We start from the raw sequence: 19,926 nt of genomic DNA, 5'->3' as shown, positions 1-19,926 counted from the left end.
GACGCTGCTATTGACCCGCTCATGACCCCCCGCCTCGACAGCAGCCTTGCCTGGAAGACCGCCACCCGCCTCGTCGCCACCAACCGCGACGTGCTCATGGCCATTGCCGGGGTGTTCTTCCTGCTCCCCGCCCTCGCCTTCTCGATCTTCGTGCCCGAGCCGCAGATGGCCCCGGGCACGCCTCCGGGCGAGATGATGGAAATCATGGCCGAGGCGTGGACTTCGTCGCTGCCGCTGCTGATCATCGTCACCCTGCTGCAGATGGCAGGCACGGTGACCATGCTGATCGTGATGACGGACCCTGCCCGCCCCACCGTGGCCCAGGCGATCGCGCGCGGCTTCAAGGCGCTCGGGCCCTACGTCCTCGCCCAGATCATCGTCGGCGGGGCGCTCGGCATGGCATTCCTTGTGCTGGTGAGCGCCGCTGCGCTGACCGGAGTGCAGGCGATTGCCGCCATCGTGATTCTCGCCGTGTTCGTCGCGATGCTGTGGTGCAGCCTGCGCATGGCGCTGGTCGCCCCGGTGCTGGCAATCGAGGCCGAGCGCAATCCCATTGCCGCCCTGCGCCGCTCATGGGAGCTGACCCGGGGCAATTCCGGCCGCCTGCTTGCCTTCTTCATCCTTGCAGGACTGGTCTTCGTGGTGGTCTATGGCCTCGCCATGATGCTGGTCGGCGTCGTGCTGGTGCTGACCACAGGCGGCGAATTGCAGCGCGTGCTGACCGCCGCTGTCTCGAGCGCGATCACCGCTGCGGCGCTGGTCTATTTCATTGCGATGCTGGCGGCGGTCTATCGCCAGATGGCCGGAGAGCCGACCGCGGAAATCACGTCAGTTTTCGATTGAGCGGTCTTCGACTGGAGACCTACTCCTTCCAGCCCCAGCTGATCACGCAAGGGGGCACGTTGACCGGCTCGAAGCCCTTGTCGATGCGGCGGAAGAACTGGCCCATCAGATCTCGCGCGCGGGCGGTGTACTGATAGACGAGGAACGCACCGCCGGGGCGCAGCACGCGATGCGTCGCGCCCATGATCGCGGGGCCGACGCCTTCGGGCAGGTTCGAGAACGGCAGGCCCGACAGCACGTAGTCGGCATGGTCGAAGCCATGTGCCTTGACGATCTCTTCCACGTCGCTGGCCGAACCGTGGACCGCGATGAAGCGGCTGTCGCCGATGGTCTTCTGCAGGTAGGCGATGAAATCGGGGTTGGTGTCGATCACGATCAACCGGCCATCGCGGCGCAGCTTTTCCAGCACCGGGCGGCAGAAAGTGCCCACGCCGGGACCATATTCGACGAAGAGGCGGCATTCTTCCCAGTCCACCACCGAGAGCACGCGCTCAATCGTGCGGTTCGACGAGGGCACGATTGCCCCGACCATGGCCGGGTGCTTGAGGAAGCCCTTGAAAAAGATACCGGCCGGGCCAGCCAAGCGCGCTACCTTGCGTTTTGCCCGCTGAAGAAGAGGCTCACGCGCCACCTGGGTCGAAGTCATTGCAGGAAATGGTCCTCTGCCGGTCAAGCTGGCCCAAGCGGGTCGCAAATTTGGCCTGCCATTGCAAGCACCGTTAGCCGACACTAGTCAGGATTGGATGAACCAGTCGTGGACAATGGCGAACCGCCGCGAAAGCAACCCGGCATGACCGAAGGGCCGATTCGCCTGCCGAAAGAGCGCATGGCACTGCTCTTTGCGGTCATGCTGGTAACGGCTGCGGGCAATACCGCAATGCAGTCGGTCATGCCGTCGATCGGCACGCGGCTCGGCATTGCTGACGTCTGGGTGAGCCTTGCCTATTCATGGTCGGCGCTGCTGTGGGTGATGATGGCGCCGTTCTGGGCGCGCCGTTCGGACCGGCGAGGGCGCAAGGCGATGATGGCGCTGGGCGTGCTGGGGTTCATTTCCTCGTTCGCGCTGTGCGGCGCGGTCCTGCACTTCGGGCTCGATGGCTGGTTGAGCGCGGGCATGACGATGGGGCTCTTCGCCATTGCCCGCTCGCTCTATGGCGGGTTCGGATCGGCGGCACCGCCAGCCGTGCAGGCCTATGTCGCCAGCCGCACCGGCCGGGCTGACCGCACCAAGGCGCTGTCGCTGGTCGCCTCGAGCTTCGGCTTGGGCACCGTGCTCGGCCCGGCGCTCGCCCCGCTGCTGATTCTCCCCGGCCTTGGCCTTGTCGGCCCCTTTGCCATGTTCGCGGTGTTCGGCCTGGTCGTGCTGGTCCTGCTGCGCACGCGCCTGCCCGATGACGATCCGCGCTTTGCCGGACGGGGAGAGGTCATGGCAGCCCCCTTCAGTGCCTCGTCCAATCCGCGCATGGTCGAAGCGCAACCCGACGGTTCGCCCGACGAACTGCCCGAAGCCGAACCACAGCACGCCGGTGCCGACCGTCTGCGCTGGACCGACCGCCGCTTGCGTCCGTGGCTGGCAGCCGGTGTCGTCGGTGGCCATGCCCAGGCCATGCTGCTCGGCGTGATCGGGTTCCTGCTGCTTGACCGGCTTGGGCTGCGCGGCAATCCCGATGCAGGTGCCGGACCCATCGGTCTCGTACTGATGTCGGGCGCGGTAGCCACCTTGCTCGCGCAATGGGGGCTCATTCCGATGCTCGGCCTCGGCCCTCGAACCTCCACGCTCTGGGGCATGGGCCTTGCAACCGTCGGCATCATCCCGGTCGCCACGGGCAGCGATCTCCATACCATCGCGGTCGGCTTTGCCATTGCCTCGATAGGCTTCGGCTTGTTCCGCCCCGGTTTCACTTCGGGCGCGAGCCTTGCCGTCTCGCCTGCCGAGCAGGGCCAGTCCGCCGGCATCGTCGCCTCGGCCAATGGCGCGGCTTATATCGCCGCGCCTGCCATCGGCGTCTGGCTCTACAACCACTCGCAATGGCTGGCATGGGGCGTGATGGAAGCGCTGGCGCTGACGGTCGTCGTGCTGTGCATCTTCACCGTGGAGAAGGACAAGATCTGATCCCCGGCCTGAATCTGATCCTAGGTCTGACGCTGCCCGTTTCGCCACCACCTGCGCGCTCTTGCCAATCCGGGCATTTACGCCCAAGCGCCGCAGCGAAATGACCGCGTCCCGAGGCTCCCAGACGGTAATTGCGCGCGGCGCAGGCTCCAATGCGTTGAGCTTCGTCATCCGTTTCGCCGCGCGCGCCTCGTTCCTCTATGTCGGTGCAAGGCTCTATGGCGCGGCCAGCTATGGCGTGTTCACCATGGCCAGCGCCATGGTCGAACTGGCCGTGCCGGTTGCCAGCCTCGGCCTCAAGCGCATGATCTTCCCCTGGCTGGAAGACGCGACGACGGGTGAAAACCCGCGCCTCGCCACCCATGTCCTGCTCGATGCCCTGCTGTTGGCACTGGTCGCGGGCGTGCTCGTCTCGGCGATTCTCGTGCTCGGTGCGGAGGCCCTGCCCGATGGGCTGGTCTCCAGTGACCTGCGCCTTGCCCTCGCCTTGATCGCGCCTGCCGTGCTCGGCCAGATCTTCGGCGATATCGCGCTCGCCGCCACGCGCTGGACCCACAAGATGCGCTATGAGGTGATCGCGCGCGGTCTGGTCGAACCATACGTGCTGACCGCGGTGGCGCTGGGCGCATGGTATCTCGGCCTTGAACAGACCGGCATGGTGCTGGGCTACTGGGCAGGCTCGATAGCGCTCGCGCTGTTCTCGGTGTGGAGCGCGCGCCATTGCCTCGACTCGCTGCAACTGCGCCGCTGGAGGCCCGACCCTCCAGCGCTGCTGCGTCGTGCTCGCGCCCTCCTGCCCGCCAGCGGCAGTGATTTCCTGACCACGCTCGCCCAGCGCATCGATCTCTATCTCGTCGGCTTCCTGCTCGGCGATGCGGCGGTCGGCGTCTATGGCGTGCTGCGGCAGTTGCGCACGCCGATCCTGCAGGTGCGGCAGGCTTTCGACGGCATCCTCACCCCGCTCACCGCGCGCACGATGATGGCGGACGGCGATGTCGCCACCGGCAAGGCGACGGCGGCGGCAACCCGCGTGATCCTCACGTTCCAGCTCGCCGTCGTCCTGCTTATGGCGGCAACCGGCGAGGCGCTGCTCGACCTGTTCGGCGCGCACTATGCCGGGAGCTACGCCGCGCTACTGGCGATGGTGCTGGCCGAGACGGTCAACGGCGCGTTCGGCGTGTCCGAACTGATCCTCTATTACCGCCGCCCTGCACTGGCCCTCCAGGTCAACCTGATCCTGATCGTTATCGCCGGCGTCGCCATCCCGTTGCTCACCCCGGAATACGGCATCTTCGGTGCAGGGCTGGCGATGCTGCTGGCCGCGCTCGTCGCCTCGTTCATGCGCAGGCATTGGCTGTCGGGGCTTGGCGTGCGCCCGCACCCGTTCCACGCCGGCATCCCGATGCTGGCGGCAGGCGTCTCCGTCCTGCTCGGCATCTGGCTTGGCGGACTTGTCGAAGGCACGGCGCTGGCAGGCGCGCATCCGATGGTGATCAAGGCACTCGCGCCGCTGATCGCTCTTGCCTTCTATGGCGCCTTCGTTGCGCTCTGGCGCAAGGCGCAGCCCGGCGTGCTCTCGCTCAACCGCTACCGCGTCAGCTAGATTCTCGAAGCTGTCGCTCGCGCCGCGCGATTGTGCAGCTGGACTGAGATCAGCAGCAGCAGGTTCAGCACCACCACCTGATAGAAGAAGTAATAGACCGGGCTACCCGCGATCATCGCAAGACCCAGCACGATCGCGCGCGGATTTGGGCCGAGCAGCTTGAGGAAGTTCAGCAGCGGCTTCTGCTCGCGCGCCACTTCGGCACGGATCGCTTCGAGCCGCGCCTTGTCTCCGCTCGCCAGCGCCGTGCGCACCGCACCATCAACCTGATGGGCATGCGGCGTCATCCCGGCGGCGAGGAACAGGTAGCCCTTGGTGATCACCTCGAACAGCCGGGCAATCGGCCCGCGCGTGCCGAACACGCCGTCGCTGTTGTCCTTCGCGTTGTTCAGCCAGGGCACGGCATAAGTCCAGTACTGGTAGAAGCGCCGCTGCACTTCGACGTGGTTGGACTGGACGATGTGGCTCGCACCCGCACCCAGCGTCCACGCCCAGGCCTCGCCCGACCCGACCTGCCGGGTCAGCACGAAGGCGAGCAGGACGTAGAGCACGATGTGGCTGACATAGTCGCACACCCCGTCGACCATCTCGCCGATCGGGCTGGACTTTCCGGTGATGCGCGCCAGATCGCCGTCTGCGCCATCGACCACGTGCCAGCTCATGTGCAGCGCCATGCCCAGCATCGCGCCCATCGGCCAGCCCAGCGCCCATGTGCCGCCAGTCGAATCCATGTTGTAATAGACCACGCCCGCCGCAACCACGAGCAGCCCACCGAAGACCGAGACCATGTTCGGGGTCAGCGGCGTGTGCGCCAGCAGCCTCGCCAGCCGCCATGCCAGCGGATGATAGAGATGATAGTTCAGCCCGTCCTGCAATTCACGCGGACGCTTGGGCCGCTCGATTGCCCCGGTCCGATTTCCCGCGTTCACCAATGCGACCCCTTGATCCCGTGTCCCGGGACACCGCTGCGAACAGTGGTGCAGCCCCGCCGATGCCGTCTTGGCGCAACAGGTAGCCGTGTCTATAGGCCGAGGAAAGGGCCTGAAGTGCTCTCGGTAAGGCAGACGCGCTTGAATACCTCGTTTTCTGTCGCAATTCCAGCGAGTTCCTATCTGCGCCGACGCATCGGCGGGATCAGCGGAATCGCACGCGGGGTGATTCTGGCAGATCTTGTCGGTGCACAGACGATCACGATCTTCGCCGATGCGCCGGTCGATGAGGACTGGCGCCGCAGCTTTTCGATGCGCGCGCGACCTTTGCCGGACGTCTCCGTGGTTGCACCCGGCACGCCCGTTCCGGCCGGAACGGCGCATCTTCCAGCCGAAGCTCAGCCGACCAAGGCCGCGCTAGAAGCATTGCGCGACGATCCCACGCTGATTCTCGCCCCGGGCGACCCGCGCCTGATCCGGGAGCCGAGCGATCACGCCACGGTCATGGCCCTGCTGCGTGCCACGCTTAAGCCCACCGAAGGTCCGGTCGGGCGCTGGATCAACCGGCCGATATCGTTCCGCATGTCGGCCGTGGCGATGAAGCTTGGTCTCGGGCCCGATCCGATCACCTGGTTCACCTTGGCGCTGGCCATGGTCATGGCGGTGATCCTCGGCCAGGGCGGTGCCGAATGGCTGGCGCTTGGCGGCTTCCTGTTTCAGGCCGTATCGGTCACTGATTGCGTCGATGGCGATATTGCGCGGGTTTCCTGGGCGATGAGCCGGCGCGGCGCGCTGTTGGATACGGCATGCGACATGGTGGCCAACCTCGGCTTCGTGATCGGGCTGATGACCGGCGTGATCCGCACGTATGGTGTTGATTATGCCTGGATTGCTCTTGCCTGCGTGGTCCTGCTGGTCAGCGGTATAATCGCCATGAGCGTCCTCGTGCGGATGGGGCCCAAGCGCGGCAGCTTCGACGTGCTGCGCGCAGCGCTCGAGCGCAAGCTTGAGGGTCGGCCGGTGCTGCAGACGGTCACGCTCACGCTCGAGCGGCTGTTCAAGCGCGATGTCTATGTAATGGTCGCCTGCGTGTTCTGCCTGCTGGGCCTCGCCTGGGTTCTGCCCGGAATGCTGCTGGGCGGACTGTGCATCTGGCTGGGCGCAGTAGCCTGGTGCGCGCCCCTGATCGCGCGAGACAGAGAGGGAGTGCTGCTCCCGCCACACATGCGACAGCTGTAGGACGCCGTTTCCATCTCCCCCAACTCTCCCCTGACTCCCAGGCAACTCTCGGGGGCAAAGCGGCAACTCTCGGCAACTTCGGGCATGCACGAAGGGGGCAATTGGCTCCACCCCTTGCGCGACGCGCTACCTTCCCCCAAATTGGACCCATTCGACCGCAACAGGGAACCGAGGGATTCGATGAAGGGTGTTATCCTGGCTGCGGGCCGCGGAAGCAGGCTCGGCGATGCGACCGAAACCTTGCCCAAGCCGTTGATGACCGTTGCAGGCCGCACTTGCCTCGATTTCGCGATTGAAGCGCTCCTCGCCATTGTCGAGGAAGTTATCGTCGTCACCGGATACCGCGCGCAGCTGATCGAGGACCATATCGCCGCCGAATGGCCGACCGCGCCGGTGCGCACGGTGCGCAACACCATGCTCGAGGCCGGGAACCTGACCTCGCTTGGCGCGGCGCGTTCGCTGATCGGGGATGCCCCGTTCGTCCTGACCAACGCAGACCACCTGTTCCCCGCCGACATGTACACCCGCCATTTCGCGCCCGGCACTGATGCCCGCATCGCCATTGCCTGCGAGCGCGAGCGGCCGGTTCTGCCCGACGAGATGAAGGTGATCGAGAAGGATGGCGCCCTCGTCGCGATCTCGAAAACGCTGCCGAAATACGATGGTGCCTATATCGGCACGACGCGGATCGGGCCGGATAGCCAAAAAACTTACTGGGCCGCGTTCGACCACGTGCTCGCCAGCCGCGACCTTGCCAGTGCCTCGGTCGAGATGGTGCTTCACGAACTGGCGCAGGACCCGCAGAGCGCGCCGCGCGTCTGCTGGCTGTCTGGGCTCAGGTGGTTCGAAGTCGATACGCCCGAAGACCTTGCCGTCGCCCGCGAAAGCCTCACCGCGTGAGCCTTGAAAGCGATGTCCGCGTTCTCGTGTTCGATCTCGACGGGACGCTCGTCCCGACGATGGACGACTATGCCGACCGCGCCGCGCAACTGATGGAAGTGGCGTTCGGCACGCCGTTTGACGAAGCCCGCCGGTCCTATTTCGCCACATCGGGCCTGCCGTTCGAGCGGCAGTTGCGCCAGCTCTATCCCGGGCAGGATACCGATCCGGTGGCCGAGCGCTTCGAGCAGTGGAAGGACGGCTACCTGACCGGGATCGCGATAGCGCCCGAAACCGCCGCGGTGCTGCAAGGCTGGCGCAATGCAGGCTTTCTTGTCGCGATCTCTTCCAACAATCTCGAATGCTATGTCGAGCGTCTGGCGCGTGACTGGCCGGTGGATTGCGCACTCGGATATCGCGCCGCAAGTGCGAGCGACCCGGGCTTTGCCAAGGGCGAAGCGCACTTCCAGGCGCTGGAACAGCGCTTCGGCCTGCCCCGCGCATCATTCCTGTTCACCGGAGATTCACCGAACGACGCCCACATCGCGGCCGCCGCAGGAGTCCGGTTTCGTGCACTCCTGACCGACGCGTTCTCGCAAGAGGATTTCGAGAGGGCGGTTCCGGGCACCCGGACCTTGGCCTCGCTGGAAGAACTTGGTGACCATATTGCCACGGTCGGGGCATCGGTTGCCGTGATCTGAGCCCTCTTGCGGAAACGCACTATCGCAGGTCGCATTTTTCGGTTAAGGGCCGCGTCCCATCGGAACTTGCTGTAGCCTGCGCGCCCGTACTTTGGTGCAGTGCAGGTAGCGGGATTGCGAGTAGGGAGCGAGGATCAAGGTGGGTTTTATCGGCCTGCCCTTCCCCGCTTCGTCGTGACGGACTGAGGAATCGGCTTGCATTCGACGGCATTTCGGTATTTTGAGTCAGTTTGATTACAGCCGCCTCAGGGCGCCTGTCTGAAGGGATCGTTATTCATGAAGCCAATCAAGGTCGCCGTGATCGGCGTGGGCAACTGCGCTAGTTCGCTGGTGCAGGGTGTAGCCTACTATCGCAACAACAATTCGTCGCAGGGCCTCATCCACGACCGCATTGGCGGCTATGGCGCCGGTGACGTCGATTTCGTGCTCGGCGTCGATGTTGACGCCCGCAAGGTCGGCAAGGACATCGCCGAAGCCATCTTTGCTGCTCCAAACAACACCACCGTGTTCCAGCCCAACGTGCCGCAGACCGGCGCCAAGGTGATCATGGGCCGCGTGTCTGACGGCGTTGCCGCGCACATGACCTCAGTCGGTGAAAAGGGCTTCATCGTGGCTGACCAGCCCGAAGCCACCCAGGCCGACATCGTCAAGGCTCTGAAGGATTCGGGCGCAGAAGTGCTGCTCAACTTCCTCCCCGTCGGGTCGCAGGAAGCCACCGAGTTCTACATGGAATGCGCACTTGAAGCCGGCGTTGCCGTCGTCAACTGCATGCCCGTGTTTATCGCTTCGACCCCGGAATGGGAAGCAAAGTTCCGCGAGAAGCGCATCCCGATCGTCGGCGACGACATCAAGGCGCAGGTCGGTGCAACCATCGTCCACCGCGTGCTCTCCAGCCTGTTCGCCGCCCGCGGCGTGAACGTCGAGCGCACCTACCAGCTCAACACCGGTGGCAACACCGACTTCATGAACATGCTCGACCGCCAGCGTCTGGGCAGCAAGAAGGAATCGAAGACCGAGGCAGTGCAGGCCATGCTCGCCACGCGTCTCGAGGACGAGAACATCCACGTCGGTCCTTCGGACTATGTTCCGTGGCAGAAGGACAACAAGCTGTGCTTCATCCGCATGGAAGGCCAGCAGTGGGGCAACGTTCCGATGAACCTGGAACTGCGCCTGTCGGTTGAAGACAGCCCGAACTCGGCCGCTTGCGTGATGGATGCGATCCGTTGCTGCAAGGTTGCGCTGGATCGTGGCGAAGGCGGCGCGCTGATCGGCCCGTCGGCCTACTTCTGCAAGCACCCGCCGCAGCAGTTCAACGACGACGTCGCCGCCCAGATGGTTGACGAGTACGCTTCGGTGGAGAAGCTGGCCGCCGAATAAGCGACCGCTACACGCACGAGATATGGGGCCGGCCGGACGCAAGTCTGGTCGGCCCTTTTTCGTTTTCGGAGCTGGCGATCGCGACAGGTTGACGCTTGAACCGGTATTTCTCGCAGAGACGCAGAGGAAACAGAGAGCGCAGAGAGACCGTTTTTGCGGCGAAGCCGCGCTCTCATCATGGCTTGGTCAAACCCTGAAGGTGCCGGGATAAGCTGTCCTTCGGACATGACCGCCTTCTTCGCGCTCTCTGTTTCCTCTGCGTCTCTGCGAGAAACCTCCTTCTACCCCCTTCCGACGGGCACTCTTTTCATTTGGCTTCGAAACCTTTACCCGGAGCGACCATGGATGCCCTGATCATCGCTGCCGGATACGGCAGCCGCCTTGCCGAGCTCTCGCCGTCGAAGCCGCTCACCCCTGTTGCGGGCGTGCCGCTGATCGAGATTGGCGTGCGTCAGGCGATGCTGGCGGGCGTGACCCGGGTCGTGGTGGTGACCGGCCATCATGCTGACATGCTCGAAGCGTTTCTGGCCGATCTTTCGCTGCGTGCAGGGATCGAGATCGTGCCGGTGCGGCTGTCCAACTGGTCGACGCCCAATGGCCATTCGGTTATGGCTGGCGCAACGCGCTGCGATGGCAACTATCTCTTGATGATGGCCGACCACATGTTCGATGCCGACATTCTCGAGCGGCTGATGCTGGAGGATCGCCCGGATCGCGGGGTGACGCTGGCGGTCGACCGTCGCATCGACAATCCGCTGGTCGATCCCGATGACGCGACCTGGGTGCGGATGGACGATCAAGGCCGCATCACCGCCATCGGCAAGACCATCGCGCCTTACGACGCGGTCGATTGCGGTGCGTTCCTCGCGACGCCGGAACTTGCGCTGGCGATCCGCGATGCGATTGCCGAGGGCAAGCCCGGAAGCCTGTCCGACGGCATGCAGCGCCTGGCAGATGCCGGCCGGGCAGGCACGATGGACATCGACGATGCGTGGTGGATGGACGTTGACGATCCCCGCGCCCACGCGCTGGCCGAAGAACTTGCGCCCTGGCACCTTGCGCGGACGTTTGCCGATATCGGCGTGCCAGCAGGCGAATGAGCTGATTTTCTTGATTGTCACGCAAAGCCGCAAAGGCGCGAAGAACTCGCGCTGGTCTCGACTCCACGTGATCAGATGACCGCTGGACTTATCGCGAGCGCACGGTCGCGCTTACGGCGCAACATCTTCGCGCCTTTGCGGCTTTGCGTGAGGAACTGAAGGGCTCGCCCCTCCCGCCTGCGGGAGGGGCCCAATGCCTTCACACTGCGATCAGGGATACTTGAGGTGAATCCGGGTCGACAGGCCTGACTTCGAGATGTTCAGGCGCACCGAGCGGAACGAGGGAATGCTCGCGATCGTCGGCGGGTTGTTGGAAAAGCCGAAGCCTTCCTCGGGCAGACCGAGAACGCCGCTGCGCTTGATGTTCCGGCTGGCGTCCTCGTCATGATAGACGGCAAGCGCATAGACGCCGGGCTTGGGCACGTAGAGGCACATGCGCGTTTCGGGCGCAGTGGCATCGACGCGGCCGACGTACATCGAGCCCTTCTTGACGAGGAACTTGCGCGGCTCGTCGGCATAGAGCGTGACCGCCATAAGCCCGTTGCCGTTGCGCACGCCATCGACCGTCACGTTGATCCAGGTATCGCTCACCGGCCCGGCGCAATTGGGGCCATTGGCGCTCGCAGCCGTGCTTCCGCCGATAATTGCGGCAAAGGCAGTGGCAGTAATGGCGGCCGCGGCGCGCAACCGTCTCGGCTTGGTCATGTTCAAAAGCCCCGATATCGATGTGTCTTTCAGGTAATCCGCGTTTCCGGATAGCTCCTTGCTGCACCACGGTGCAGCGCTGCTTACCTGCCCCACCGGACCATTACCGGCAGATTTCTCATCCGTTAAGTACGATTCGCGGCGTGAATAACGGCTGAATTTCCTCCGCGCCAAGCATTCAGGATTCCAACCCCATCCAATCCGGGACATTCCGTGTGGATAAGGACCTGCAAAACGCTTGTTCGGCCGATTCGCGAACGGTAAGCGCAAAGCGTGGGGTGGCCGTGCCTTGGCGTTTTTGCGCACGCAATCTGCCTGCCACCCGTCGCAGGAAGAACCAGATGACTCCGCTGATTTCGCCGTCGATCCTTTCCGCAGACTTCGCCAGGCTCGGTGAAGAAGTGCGCGCCATCGACGCGGCCGGGGCCGACTGGATCCATGTCGACGTGATGGACGGCCACTTCGTACCCAACATCACGATCGGCCCGATGGTGGTGAAGGCGCTGCGCCCGCACACGGCCAAGCCGTTTGACGTGCATCTGATGATCTCGCCGGTCGACGCCTATCTGCAGGCATTTGCCGATGCCGGGGCGGACATCATCACCGTTCACCCCGAAGCAGGTCCGCACATCCACCGCACCGTGCAGGCGATCAAGGGCCTGGGCAAGAAAGCCGGCGTCTCGCTCAATCCGGGAACGCCTGCCAAGATGCTGGATTACCTGATCGACGATGTCGACCTGGTCCTGATCATGAGCGTGAACCCCGGTTTTGGCGGGCAGAGCTTCATCTCCAGCCAGCTTCGCAAGATCGAGGCGGTGCGCAAGATGATCGACAAGTCGGGCCGGGACATTCACCTTGAGGTCGATGGCGGGGTCGACACGCGCACCATCCGCTCCTGCGTGGATGCAGGCGCCGATGTGCTGGTTGCCGGGACGGCCTCGTTCAAGGGCGGGCCTTCGCAATATGCCGCGAACATCGCGGCGCTGAAGGCGCTGGGCGGGGGCGAAGGCTGAGATGGCGACCCGCGGCTTCCCTGACCTTGGAAGCCGCACGGCGGACCGTTCGCCTGCTGCTGGCTCATCCGCCATCCCGCTCGAGGCGACGAAGGAGGAACCGCTGGCCGAAACCCCGCCTGTCAGTGACGAGCCAACAGTCCGCTACGTTGCGCTGGACGACGACCGCCCCGATCCTTCGATCATCGAGCCGGGACGCGCACTGGCGCTGACCGATTTCGCGCCGCCTTCGCTGGGCGCGGGCGACAGGCTGGTGCGCTTTGCCTACGGGCTCGGGCTTCCGGCAAGCGCGGTCCATCCGTTCCGCAAGCGGGGCAAGACCCGGCTGACCGCCACCGTCACGCCGCCCCTGCCGGGCGATCCTGCTGCCGGCAAGGCGCTGCGGGCCGGACATTTCCTGGTCCACGGCTTCAAGTCTCCGATTGCCGACACCGCGTTCTCGGGGCCGCGCCTGCCGCCCGCGTTCGAGCGCATGGTTCACGGCTTCCGCTGGTTGCGCGATCTGGAATCGGGCGGCACGCGGGCACAGTGCGCGCAAGTGGCCGAGCGAATCCTTGCCACCTGGCTTGCCGCCAACCCCAAGCCTGACCCGACGCCTGCGTGGGACGTGGGCAATGTCGGGCACCGCTTGCTCAACTGGATGGTCCATGCACCGCTGGTGCTTTCGGGGCAGGACCGCGCGTTCCGTTCGAAAGTGCTGCACACCATCGAGGATACCGCGCGCTGGCTCGACCGGAGGGTCACCAAGGCGGATGACCGGCTTTCGGAAGTGGCGGGCTGGTGTGCGCTGGTGGCGGTGGGCCTGCTCATGGCCGATGGCAAGCCGCGCCGCCTCTATGGCGAAGCCGGGCTGGTGCGCGCGCTGGGTGAGCTGGTGGGGGATGATGGCGGGGTGCTGTCGCGCAGCCCGCTCTGCCAGATCGAGGCGATCGAGCTGCTGGTCAGCTTGCGCGCCTGCTACGAAGCGGTGCGATCCGAACCGCTGCCGCAGATCCAGACGATGCTGACGCTGCTGGTGCCACCACTGCTGGCGCTGCTCCACGGCGATGGCGGCTTAGGCAACTGGCAGGGCGCGGGCGCGGTTTCGGCCGAGCGGATCGAACAGGTCGTGCGTGCCAGCGGCGTCCGCACGCGGCCTTTGCGCGATGCGCGGCAGTGGGGATACCAGCGCGCGAGCGCGGGCAAGGCGGTGCTGCAGTTCGATGCAGGGCCCCCGCCGGTCGCCCGCCACACCCGTGATGGCTGCGCCTCCACGCTGGCCTTCGAATTCAGCCACGGGGCGGAGCGGCTGATCGTCAACTGCGGGGGCGCGGCCTTTGCGGGCGGGCTGATCCCGCTGCGGCTCGAACAGGGCCTGCGCGCAACGGCGGCGCATTCGACGCTGACCATCGACGACTTCAACTCGACCGCAGTGCTGATCAACGGGCGGCTCGGCTCGGGCGTGTCCGAGGTCGAAGTCGACCGGCGCACGCTTTCGGCAGAGGGCACCGGGCCGGGCGCGACACGGATCGAGGCGAGCCATAACGGCTATGTCGGGCGCTATGGTCTGGTCCACCGCCGCATCCTGATCCTGCGTGACGATGGCACCGAGTTGCGCGGCGAGGATCTGCTGGTGCCCGCCGGACGCAAGGGCAAGCGCGGCATGATCGGGGTGGCGCTGCGTTTCCACCTCGGCCCGCATATCGAGCTGGCCGCAAGTGCCGATGGCAAGGGCGTGACGCTCTCTTTGCCCGATGGCAGCCTGTGGCAGTTCCGATCTGGCCGCGATGCGGTCGGAATCGAGGAAAGCCTCTGGGCAGACGGGCTCGGAAGGCCTATCGGCACGCGGCAATTGGTCGTGACGGCCAAGGTTCCCCGCAGCGGAGAGAGCTTCTCCTGGCTGCTGAAGAAGATGCGATAGATAGGAATTCCCACGTGAGCGAGGTTACGATCAAGCGGGCGCTGCTTTCGGTGTCCGACAAGTCCGGTCTTGTGGATCTTGGCAAGGCGCTGGCAGCGCGCGGCGTCGAGCTGCTTTCGACCGGCGGCACGGCCAAGGCGCTGCGCGATGCAGGGCTTACGGTGAAGGACGTGTCGGAGCACACCGGCTTCCCCGAAATGATGGACGGCCGCGTCAAGACGCTGCACCCCACGATCCATGGCGGGCTGCTGGCGGTGCGCGACAATCCCGAACATGCCGCCGCGATGGCCGGACACCAGATCGGCGCGATCGATCTGGTCGTGGTCAACCTCTATCCGTTCGAAGCGACCGTGGCCAAGGGTGCCGAGCGCGACGAGGTGATCGAGAACATCGACATCGGCGGGCCTTCGATGGTGCGCTCTGCCGCCAAGAACCACGATTACGTGACGATCCTGACCGACGCTGCGGACTATGCCACGTTCCTCGGCGAACTGGAGCAGACCGGCGGCGCAACCACGCTGGCCTTCCGCCGCAAGATGGCGGCCAAGGCCTATGCGGCGACGGCGGCCTATGACTCGGCGATTTCGCAGTGGTTCGCGACCGTGGATCAGGGCGAGCACTTCCCGCCCGTCCTCGCCGCCGCGCACACCCGCGTGACCACGCTGCGCTATGGCGAGAACCCGCATCAGGACGCGGCGCTCTATGTGCCGCGCAACCCCGCCGTGACCGGGCTGCCGCAGGCGACCCAGGTTCAGGGCAAGGAGCTGTCCTACAACAACTACAACGACGCCAATGCGGCGCTGGAACTGGTGGCAGAGTTCGCCGGCGCCAAGCCAACCGTCGTCATCGTCAAGCACGCCAATCCTTGCGGCGTCGCCACGGCGGACACGTTGCTCGATGCGTGGAAGGATGCGCTGGAATGCGATTCGGTCTCGGCATTCGGCGGGATCGTGGCGACCAACGTGCCGCTTGATGGCCCGACCGCGAACGCGATCTGCGAGATCTTCACCGAAGTCGTTGTTGCGCCGGGTGCCGATGATGCGGCGAAGGAGGCCTTCGCGCGCAAGAAGAACCTGCGCCTGCTGCTGATCGACAGCCTGCCCGACGCCAACCGCAAGGGTCTGGTCACCGTGCCGATCGCGGGCGGCTTGCTGGTGCAGGATCGCGACGCAGGCAAGATCGAAAAGGCCGACCTCAAGGTCGTGACCAGGCGCGCGCCGACCGAGCAGGAGCTGGAAGACGCGCTGTTCGCGTGGACCGTGGCCAAGCACGTCAAGTCGAACGCCATCGTCTATGCCAAGGACGGGGTGACAGCAGGCATCGGCGCTGGCCAGATGAACCGCCGCGACAGCTCGCGCATCGCCGCTGCCAAGGCCAAGGAAGCGGCCGAGACGCACAACTTTACCGAAGTGCGCACGGTGGGCTCTGCCGTGGCTTCGGACGCGTTCTTCCCGTTCGCCGACGGCCTGATGGCCGCAGTGGAAGCGGGCGCGACTTGCGTGATCCAGCCGGGCGGCTCGATCCGTGACGAGGACGTGATCAAGGCGGCTGACGAAGCGGGACTTGCCATGGTCTTCACCGGCATGCGCCACTTCCGGCACTGAAGCACAGCAAGTGCTGCTTGCCCACCCCCCACCCCTCCCGCTTGCGGGAGGGGTGCGAGACTTGTCGAGCTGCAGGCCAGCGGGGTGGGTATCGCGCCAACGTTGCAGTCAGAAACATAGAAAAAGGGCCGGCCCCGCGGGGGACCGGCCCTTTTTTCCTGCCGTCCAGGCTAGCCGAAATTCAGCGATAGAAGATGTGGCTGTCCACGCGGGCCATGCGCGTCTTGGCCCAGCGGGGCGAGACGTGCGCGGCGTGGAAGAACATCGCGCCTTCGACCGGGCTCTTCCACAGGCCTTCATCGGCAATGCGGGCAATGCGGACGGCGGTCTGCCAGGCGCGGCTGTCGCGGTTGATCGCGGGCATCGCGTGCCCGCGAATGAACGAGAACTGCGAGGGCTGGTACACGACACCGCAGTACGACGAAGGGAAGCGGCCCGAATTGGCGCGCGCGACGATCACGCGGCCCACGGCCAGCTGGCCTGCAAGGGTTTCGCTCTTGGCCTCGAAATAGACGGCGCCTGCAAGGCACTCGAGCTCGTTCGAAAGCGTAGCGGGAATCTGGGTTTCCTCGACCAGCTCGACCAGCGAATCCGCATTGGCGGTATCGGCTTCGGCGGTGGTTTCCGGCGTTGCAGTGGCAACGGGCTGAACCACGGGCTGGGAGATGAAGGTTGCGGCGGAGGCAACCGGGGCATTGATGCCCTGTGCGGCGGCATGGGATCCGCCCGTGCTGAGAAGCGTTGTGATGAATGTCGCAGCGATGCTCAGCGATGCTGCGTACTTGAACTTGTTGCTCATACTGTATCGTCAATGGGCGGTGAGCTTCCATCCATGGCGCGACAAGGACCACGATCCGCGGAAAATCCGCATCGCGGCCGGATGCCGAAGGGCCATGTTGGTTACCCCCCGTCTGCGTGCCAGTGCGATTGGCTTCAATGCCGCCCGTCACCGCCTGCGCAAAAATCGGTAGCGCGCCTTTATTGTGCGCTGCGGCAAAGTCAACCCATGTTCAGGCTGAGGACAGGTTGTCCCGGACGAACCGTTCGCGATCCGCGACAGTCAGTTCAACTATCCACAAGTCGCGGTCCTGGGACTTGCGACGTTCCAGATAGTCTTCAAATTCCTGTTTATTGTCAATTACTTGAGACTTGGAAACGCGCCATTTCCGGGTGCCGTCGATGTCCGGCATCCGTTCGTAGAGCGTACCAAGGTCCTGATTATCAAGGAAAACTATCAGGATGGTTCCGGCATCCCGTTCACCCTTCTGCAGGACCATGGCAAAGCCGCCGACAGCTTGCGCGGCGCGGACCAGACCATTGACTTCGATGTGGGCGGGGAGGCGCGTGTCCATCACTTTGACGGACTGGCGAGCGCTTCGCGCAGGCCGGCGTTGTAGCCATCAAGGCTCGAAAGCGGGATGCGCGAGCGCTGGAACGTGCCGGTGCCGCGCCCCACTTCCTCGCCGTCCTCATCGATCAGTCGCGCTTCGGCGACGAGCACGCGGCGGCGGCCCGAGACCCAGCGACCTTCGGCGATAACGCGTCCGCCCTTGATCGGGCGACTGAAAAACAGGTTGAACGAAGTCGTCAGCAGGAAACGGTCGGTGACGAGGGTATTGGCCGCGTAGAAGGCGGCATCGTCGAGCATCTTGAAGTAGATCGTGCCATGCGCCGCGCCGGCAGCGTGGAAACAGGCCGGAGTCACGTCAAAATGGATGCGCGAAAGGCCTTCACCGACAATCTCGAGCCGCGATTCGAACAGCGTATTGACCGGGGCCGAAGCATAGAGACCTTCGAGCGCGCGCCAATGCAGGCTGGCGCTGTCCCCCGCTGGTTCAGGCGGCATCGCGATCGATGACGTTGACGAGCAACCCGTAGAGCGCCTCGGCATCGGGCGCGGAGACGAGGCGTTCGTGCATCCGCTCGTCCCGCATCAGCCGCGAGATGGCGGCCAGCGCCTGGAGGTGCGTTGCCCCTGCCTGCGAGGGCGAGAGCAGGCCGAATACGCAATCGACCGGCATGCCATCGGCAGCGGCAAATTCGACCGGATTTTGAAGGCGGAAGAAAGCCGCAACCGGACGCTCCAACCCATCGATCCGGGCGTGGGGAATGGCAACGCCACGTCCGAAGCCGGTGCTGCCGAGCTTTTCGCGATCCTCGATCCCGTCAATCACCACGCCTTCGTCCAGCCCGTAGACCGACGCGAAGCAGCGCGCGAGATCGGTAAGGATCTGCTGCTTGGAATCCGCGCGCACCACGCGGACGGCCTGAGGATCAAGGGTGAAGATAACCGACATACGGATGACGTATCACATGAGTGCAAAGGCACGGTGAATTGGGGCGCGCAATGCTCCCGATTGGTTAGGAACGCAAGCGCAAAGCATTTGGAAACGCTTTGGCGAAGACCTGCGATAAACTTTCGTCATTGCGAGCTGGGAAAAGCGATCAGGCGCCTTTGCAAGGCCGCTCCGGATTGCTTCTCCCGCTTCGCGGGCTCGCAATGACGAAGGTAGAGTGTGAGGGTCCTTTACTTGGGCTCAACCCAGCCGATCGAGCCATCGCCGCGGCGATAGACCATGTTGTGGACGCCGGTGCCGGCGTTCTTGAACAGCAGGGCGTTGGTGTTGCGCAGATCGAGCATCATCACCGCATCCGAAACGCTGGCAGTTGGCACGTCGACGCGGGTTTCGGCAATGACCAGCGGCGCATCTGCGGGTTCTTCCTCGCCCACTTCGTCATGCGCGAACACGGTATAGGCCGCTTCCTGCACCTCGAAGTTTGCCTCATCGGTCTTGCGTGCGTGATCGGCGCCTTCGTGGCGATCCTTGATGCGGCGGCGATAGCGGCGCAGCTGCTTCTCGATCTTCTCGGCCGACTGGTCGAGCGCGATGTGCGCGTCCTGCGCGATGGCGCTCCCTTTCAGGATCAACCCCTGTGTCACGTGCGTGACGATGTCACATCGGAAGCCGCCGTGCGGTGCCTTCCCCATGGTCACGTGCGAGGAAAGCGCTCGGGAAAAGTGCTTGTCGACGATGGCGCCGAGGCGCTCTTCCGCATGGGTCTGCAAGGCAGCGCCGGTATCGACCTGGTGTCCCGAAACGCGAATATCCATAAGCCACTTCTCCTGTCATTCGGGCAAGCAGACCCGTTGCACTTTCGCCCTGCGGCGTCAGCGCGACCAGATCGGCTCGCTGAAACCCGCCATGAATTCGGCATGGCGGGCCAGCTCCTCCTCGCTCGCGGCATGCGGGCGCGGGGAACGGAATGCGCGGGTCAGACGCGAGGAAGCCAGGACGGTCTCCTGCGTCACGACGATTCCGGCGCTCTGCCCGGCGACGTCTGCCGCCAGTTCGAGGCCGATCTGCCTGCCGCCCATCAACTCTACGTAGAGTTGGGCGAGCAGTTCCGCGTCCAGTAGCGCCCCGTGCTTGGTGCGGTGGCTGCGGTCTATGCCGTAGCGCGTGCACAAGGCATCGAGGCTGAGCTTGGCGCCGGGGTGCTTGCGGCGGGCGATGGCCACCGTATCGACCATGCGGTCCCGGCTGACGGGCTCAAGCCCGCACATTTCCAGCTCGTTGTTGATGAAGCCGAAGTCAAAGCCCGCATTGTGCGCGACCATCGGCGAATCGGCGATGAAATCGAGCAGCTCGCCCGCCCTTTCGGCGAACTTGGGCTTGTCGGTCAGGAACGCGATGGACAGGCCGTGGACGGCCTCGGCCTCTGCCGGCATGTCGCGCTCGGGGTTGAAGTAGCAATGGTAAACCGCGCCCGTGGGCACCCGGTTGACCATTTCGACGCAACCGATCTCGACCAGCCGATCGCCACTTCTGGGATCAAGCCCGGTCGTCTCGGTATCGAAAACGATCTCACGCATTGAAGAATATGTGGACCCGCAAATGGGGGCTGGCAAGGGGCGCAAC

The 19,926-nt window shown here is 64.7% G+C and carries 20 protein-coding genes; 11 read left to right on the top strand and 9 right to left on the bottom strand.

Translation table 11 applies throughout. The features are described from left to right. The first annotated feature begins 21 nt into the window (after positions 1–21). Positions 22–843: a glycerophosphoryl diester phosphodiesterase membrane domain-containing protein gene (locus ACZ1JX_RS15145; protein ID WP_465124344.1), complete on the top strand. Its 822-nt coding sequence runs from the start codon at positions 22–24 to the stop codon at positions 841–843. 19 nt (positions 844–862) lie between these two features. Here ACZ1JX_RS15145 and ACZ1JX_RS15140 read toward each other — a convergent pair whose 3' ends face one another. Further along, a complete protein-coding gene (locus tag ACZ1JX_RS15140) occupies positions 863–1,489 on the bottom strand; it encodes a class I SAM-dependent methyltransferase (protein WP_465124343.1) in 627 nt (208 codons plus the stop codon). Between the two features lie 144 nt (positions 1,490–1,633). Here ACZ1JX_RS15140 and ACZ1JX_RS15135 point away from each other — a divergent pair, with 144 nt between their 5' ends. Then, positions 1,634–2,956 (top strand): MFS transporter, encoded by a 1,323-nt coding sequence (locus tag ACZ1JX_RS15135; protein ID WP_465124342.1) that lies wholly within the window; start codon positions 1,634–1,636, stop codon positions 2,954–2,956. A 100-nt stretch (positions 2,957–3,056) separates the two neighbouring features. Then, entirely contained in the window at positions 3,057–4,559 is a 1,503-nt protein-coding gene (locus ACZ1JX_RS15130) for a lipopolysaccharide biosynthesis protein (RefSeq protein WP_465124341.1), read from the top strand. On the opposite strand, the gene ACZ1JX_RS15125 is transcribed toward ACZ1JX_RS15130, so the two are convergent. Beyond that, positions 4,556–5,488, bottom strand: coding sequence for a CDP-alcohol phosphatidyltransferase family protein (locus ACZ1JX_RS15125; RefSeq protein ID WP_465124340.1), 933 nt, complete (start codon positions 5,486–5,488; stop codon positions 4,556–4,558). The two genes, ACZ1JX_RS15130 and ACZ1JX_RS15125, sit on opposite strands and share 4 nt — an antisense overlap. 141 nt (positions 5,489–5,629) lie before the next feature. Between ACZ1JX_RS15125 and ACZ1JX_RS15120 the strand changes: the two genes are divergently transcribed. The 5 genes from ACZ1JX_RS15120 (at position 5,630) to ACZ1JX_RS15100 (ending at position 10,784) form a co-directional block, all read left to right on the top strand. Next, positions 5,630–6,727: a CDP-alcohol phosphatidyltransferase family protein gene (locus ACZ1JX_RS15120; RefSeq protein WP_465124339.1), complete on the top strand. Its 1,098-nt coding sequence runs from the start codon at positions 5,630–5,632 to the stop codon at positions 6,725–6,727. Between the two features lie 180 nt (positions 6,728–6,907). Beyond that, complete coding sequence (locus ACZ1JX_RS15115; protein WP_465124338.1) at positions 6,908–7,627, top strand: phosphocholine cytidylyltransferase family protein; 720 nt, start codon at positions 6,908–6,910, stop codon at positions 7,625–7,627. Further along, positions 7,624–8,307, top strand: coding sequence for an HAD family hydrolase (locus tag ACZ1JX_RS15110; protein ID WP_465124337.1), 684 nt, complete (start codon positions 7,624–7,626; stop codon positions 8,305–8,307). The genes ACZ1JX_RS15115 and ACZ1JX_RS15110 overlap by 4 nt, the downstream gene beginning before the upstream one ends. A 276-nt stretch (positions 8,308–8,583) precedes the next feature. After that, complete coding sequence (locus ACZ1JX_RS15105; RefSeq protein ID WP_465124336.1) at positions 8,584–9,684, top strand: inositol-3-phosphate synthase; 1,101 nt, start codon at positions 8,584–8,586, stop codon at positions 9,682–9,684. Between the two features lie 341 nt (positions 9,685–10,025). Beyond that, positions 10,026–10,784: a phosphocholine cytidylyltransferase family protein gene (locus ACZ1JX_RS15100; RefSeq protein ID WP_465124335.1), complete on the top strand. Its 759-nt coding sequence runs from the start codon at positions 10,026–10,028 to the stop codon at positions 10,782–10,784. A gap of 210 nt (positions 10,785–10,994) precedes the next feature. On the opposite strand, the gene ACZ1JX_RS15095 is transcribed toward ACZ1JX_RS15100, so the two are convergent. Next, positions 10,995–11,489: a DUF2141 domain-containing protein gene (locus ACZ1JX_RS15095; RefSeq protein ID WP_465124334.1), complete on the bottom strand. Its 495-nt coding sequence runs from the start codon at positions 11,487–11,489 to the stop codon at positions 10,995–10,997. 341 nt (positions 11,490–11,830) lie between these two features. Here ACZ1JX_RS15095 and rpe point away from each other — a divergent pair, with 341 nt between their 5' ends. The 3 genes from rpe to purH are packed head-to-tail and all read left to right on the top strand — an operon-like array spanning position 11,831 to position 16,006. After that, on the top strand, positions 11,831–12,502 hold the full coding sequence (gene rpe / locus ACZ1JX_RS15090; protein WP_465124333.1) for a ribulose-phosphate 3-epimerase: 672 nt from the start codon (positions 11,831–11,833) through the stop codon (positions 12,500–12,502). Position 12,503: 1 nt separating this feature from the next. Beyond that, on the top strand, positions 12,504–14,402 hold the full coding sequence (locus tag ACZ1JX_RS15085; protein WP_465124332.1) for a heparinase II/III family protein: 1,899 nt from the start codon (positions 12,504–12,506) through the stop codon (positions 14,400–14,402). A gap of 14 nt (positions 14,403–14,416) precedes the next feature. Beyond that, the gene (gene purH, locus ACZ1JX_RS15080) at positions 14,417–16,006 is read left to right on the top strand and encodes a bifunctional phosphoribosylaminoimidazolecarboxamide formyltransferase/IMP cyclohydrolase (protein WP_465124331.1); all 1,590 of its coding nucleotides are present in this window, start codon (positions 14,417–14,419) and stop codon (positions 16,004–16,006) included. Between the two features lie 181 nt (positions 16,007–16,187). Here the strand turns inward: purH and ACZ1JX_RS15075 are convergent, their stop codons facing one another. The 6 genes from ACZ1JX_RS15075 to dnaQ form a co-directional block, all read right to left on the bottom strand. Further along, positions 16,188–16,805: a cell wall hydrolase gene (locus tag ACZ1JX_RS15075; RefSeq protein ID WP_465124330.1), complete on the bottom strand. Its 618-nt coding sequence runs from the start codon at positions 16,803–16,805 to the stop codon at positions 16,188–16,190. Positions 16,806–17,016: 211 nt separating this feature from the next. Further along, positions 17,017–17,358, bottom strand: a complete 342-nt coding sequence (locus ACZ1JX_RS15070; protein ID WP_465124329.1) for a DUF1491 family protein — start codon at positions 17,356–17,358, stop codon at positions 17,017–17,019. Then, positions 17,358–17,852 carry a PaaI family thioesterase gene (locus tag ACZ1JX_RS15065; protein ID WP_465124328.1) on the bottom strand — a complete coding sequence of 165 codons (495 nt, stop codon included), beginning with the start codon at positions 17,850–17,852 and terminating at the stop codon, positions 17,358–17,360. Before ACZ1JX_RS15065 ends, ACZ1JX_RS15070 begins: the two co-directional genes overlap by 1 nt. Then, positions 17,842–18,303 (bottom strand): PTS sugar transporter subunit IIA, encoded by a 462-nt coding sequence (locus ACZ1JX_RS15060; protein WP_465124327.1) that lies wholly within the window; start codon positions 18,301–18,303, stop codon positions 17,842–17,844. The genes ACZ1JX_RS15065 and ACZ1JX_RS15060 overlap by 11 nt, the downstream gene beginning before the upstream one ends. Before the next feature lie 230 nt (positions 18,304–18,533). Next, positions 18,534–19,118, bottom strand: a complete 585-nt coding sequence (hpf, locus tag ACZ1JX_RS15055; RefSeq protein WP_465124326.1) for a ribosome hibernation-promoting factor, HPF/YfiA family — start codon at positions 19,116–19,118, stop codon at positions 18,534–18,536. Positions 19,119–19,175: 57 nt separating this feature from the next. Continuing rightward, positions 19,176–19,880: a DNA polymerase III subunit epsilon gene (gene dnaQ, locus ACZ1JX_RS15050; RefSeq protein WP_465124325.1), complete on the bottom strand. Its 705-nt coding sequence runs from the start codon at positions 19,878–19,880 to the stop codon at positions 19,176–19,178. Positions 19,881–19,926: the final 46 nt, after the last annotated feature.

Source organism: Novosphingobium sp. BL-A-41-Hi4A-0G (assembly GCF_055521735.1).
The sequence above is the reverse complement of the archived record's forward strand: the minus strand, read 5'-3'. Positions and strand labels throughout refer to the sequence as shown.

Bases quoted from the DNA above. Each gene is read 5' to 3' on its own strand.
- ACZ1JX_RS15115 (WP_465124338.1), top strand. From the start codon at position 6,908: ATGAAGGGTGTTATCCTGGCTGCGGGCCGCGGAAGCAGGCTCGGCGAT.
- ACZ1JX_RS15070 (WP_465124329.1), bottom strand. From the start codon at position 17,358: ATGGACACGCGCCTCCCCGCCCACATCGAAGTCAATGGTCTGGTCCGC.
- ACZ1JX_RS15065 (WP_465124328.1), bottom strand. From the start codon at position 17,852: ATGCCGCCTGAACCAGCGGGGGACAGCGCCAGCCTGCATTGGCGCGCG.
- ACZ1JX_RS15105 (WP_465124336.1), top strand. From the start codon at position 8,584: ATGAAGCCAATCAAGGTCGCCGTGATCGGCGTGGGCAACTGCGCTAGT.
- rpe (WP_465124333.1), top strand. From the start codon at position 11,831: ATGACTCCGCTGATTTCGCCGTCGATCCTTTCCGCAGACTTCGCCAGG.
- dnaQ (WP_465124325.1), bottom strand. From the start codon at position 19,880: ATGCGTGAGATCGTTTTCGATACCGAGACGACCGGGCTTGATCCCAGA.
- ACZ1JX_RS15130 (WP_465124341.1), top strand. From the start codon at position 3,057: ATGACCGCGTCCCGAGGCTCCCAGACGGTAATTGCGCGCGGCGCAGGC.
- ACZ1JX_RS15085 (WP_465124332.1), top strand. From the start codon at position 12,504: ATGGCGACCCGCGGCTTCCCTGACCTTGGAAGCCGCACGGCGGACCGT.
- hpf (WP_465124326.1), bottom strand. From the start codon at position 19,118: ATGGATATTCGCGTTTCGGGACACCAGGTCGATACCGGCGCTGCCTTG.
- ACZ1JX_RS15100 (WP_465124335.1), top strand. From the start codon at position 10,026: ATGGATGCCCTGATCATCGCTGCCGGATACGGCAGCCGCCTTGCCGAG.
- ACZ1JX_RS15060 (WP_465124327.1), bottom strand. From the start codon at position 18,303: ATGTCGGTTATCTTCACCCTTGATCCTCAGGCCGTCCGCGTGGTGCGC.
- ACZ1JX_RS15095 (WP_465124334.1), bottom strand. From the start codon at position 11,489: ATGACCAAGCCGAGACGGTTGCGCGCCGCGGCCGCCATTACTGCCACT.
- ACZ1JX_RS15145 (WP_465124344.1), top strand. From the start codon at position 22: ATGACCCCCCGCCTCGACAGCAGCCTTGCCTGGAAGACCGCCACCCGC.
- ACZ1JX_RS15140 (WP_465124343.1), bottom strand. From the start codon at position 1,489: ATGACTTCGACCCAGGTGGCGCGTGAGCCTCTTCTTCAGCGGGCAAAA.
- ACZ1JX_RS15075 (WP_465124330.1), bottom strand. From the start codon at position 16,805: ATGAGCAACAAGTTCAAGTACGCAGCATCGCTGAGCATCGCTGCGACA.
- ACZ1JX_RS15135 (WP_465124342.1), top strand. From the start codon at position 1,634: ATGACCGAAGGGCCGATTCGCCTGCCGAAAGAGCGCATGGCACTGCTC.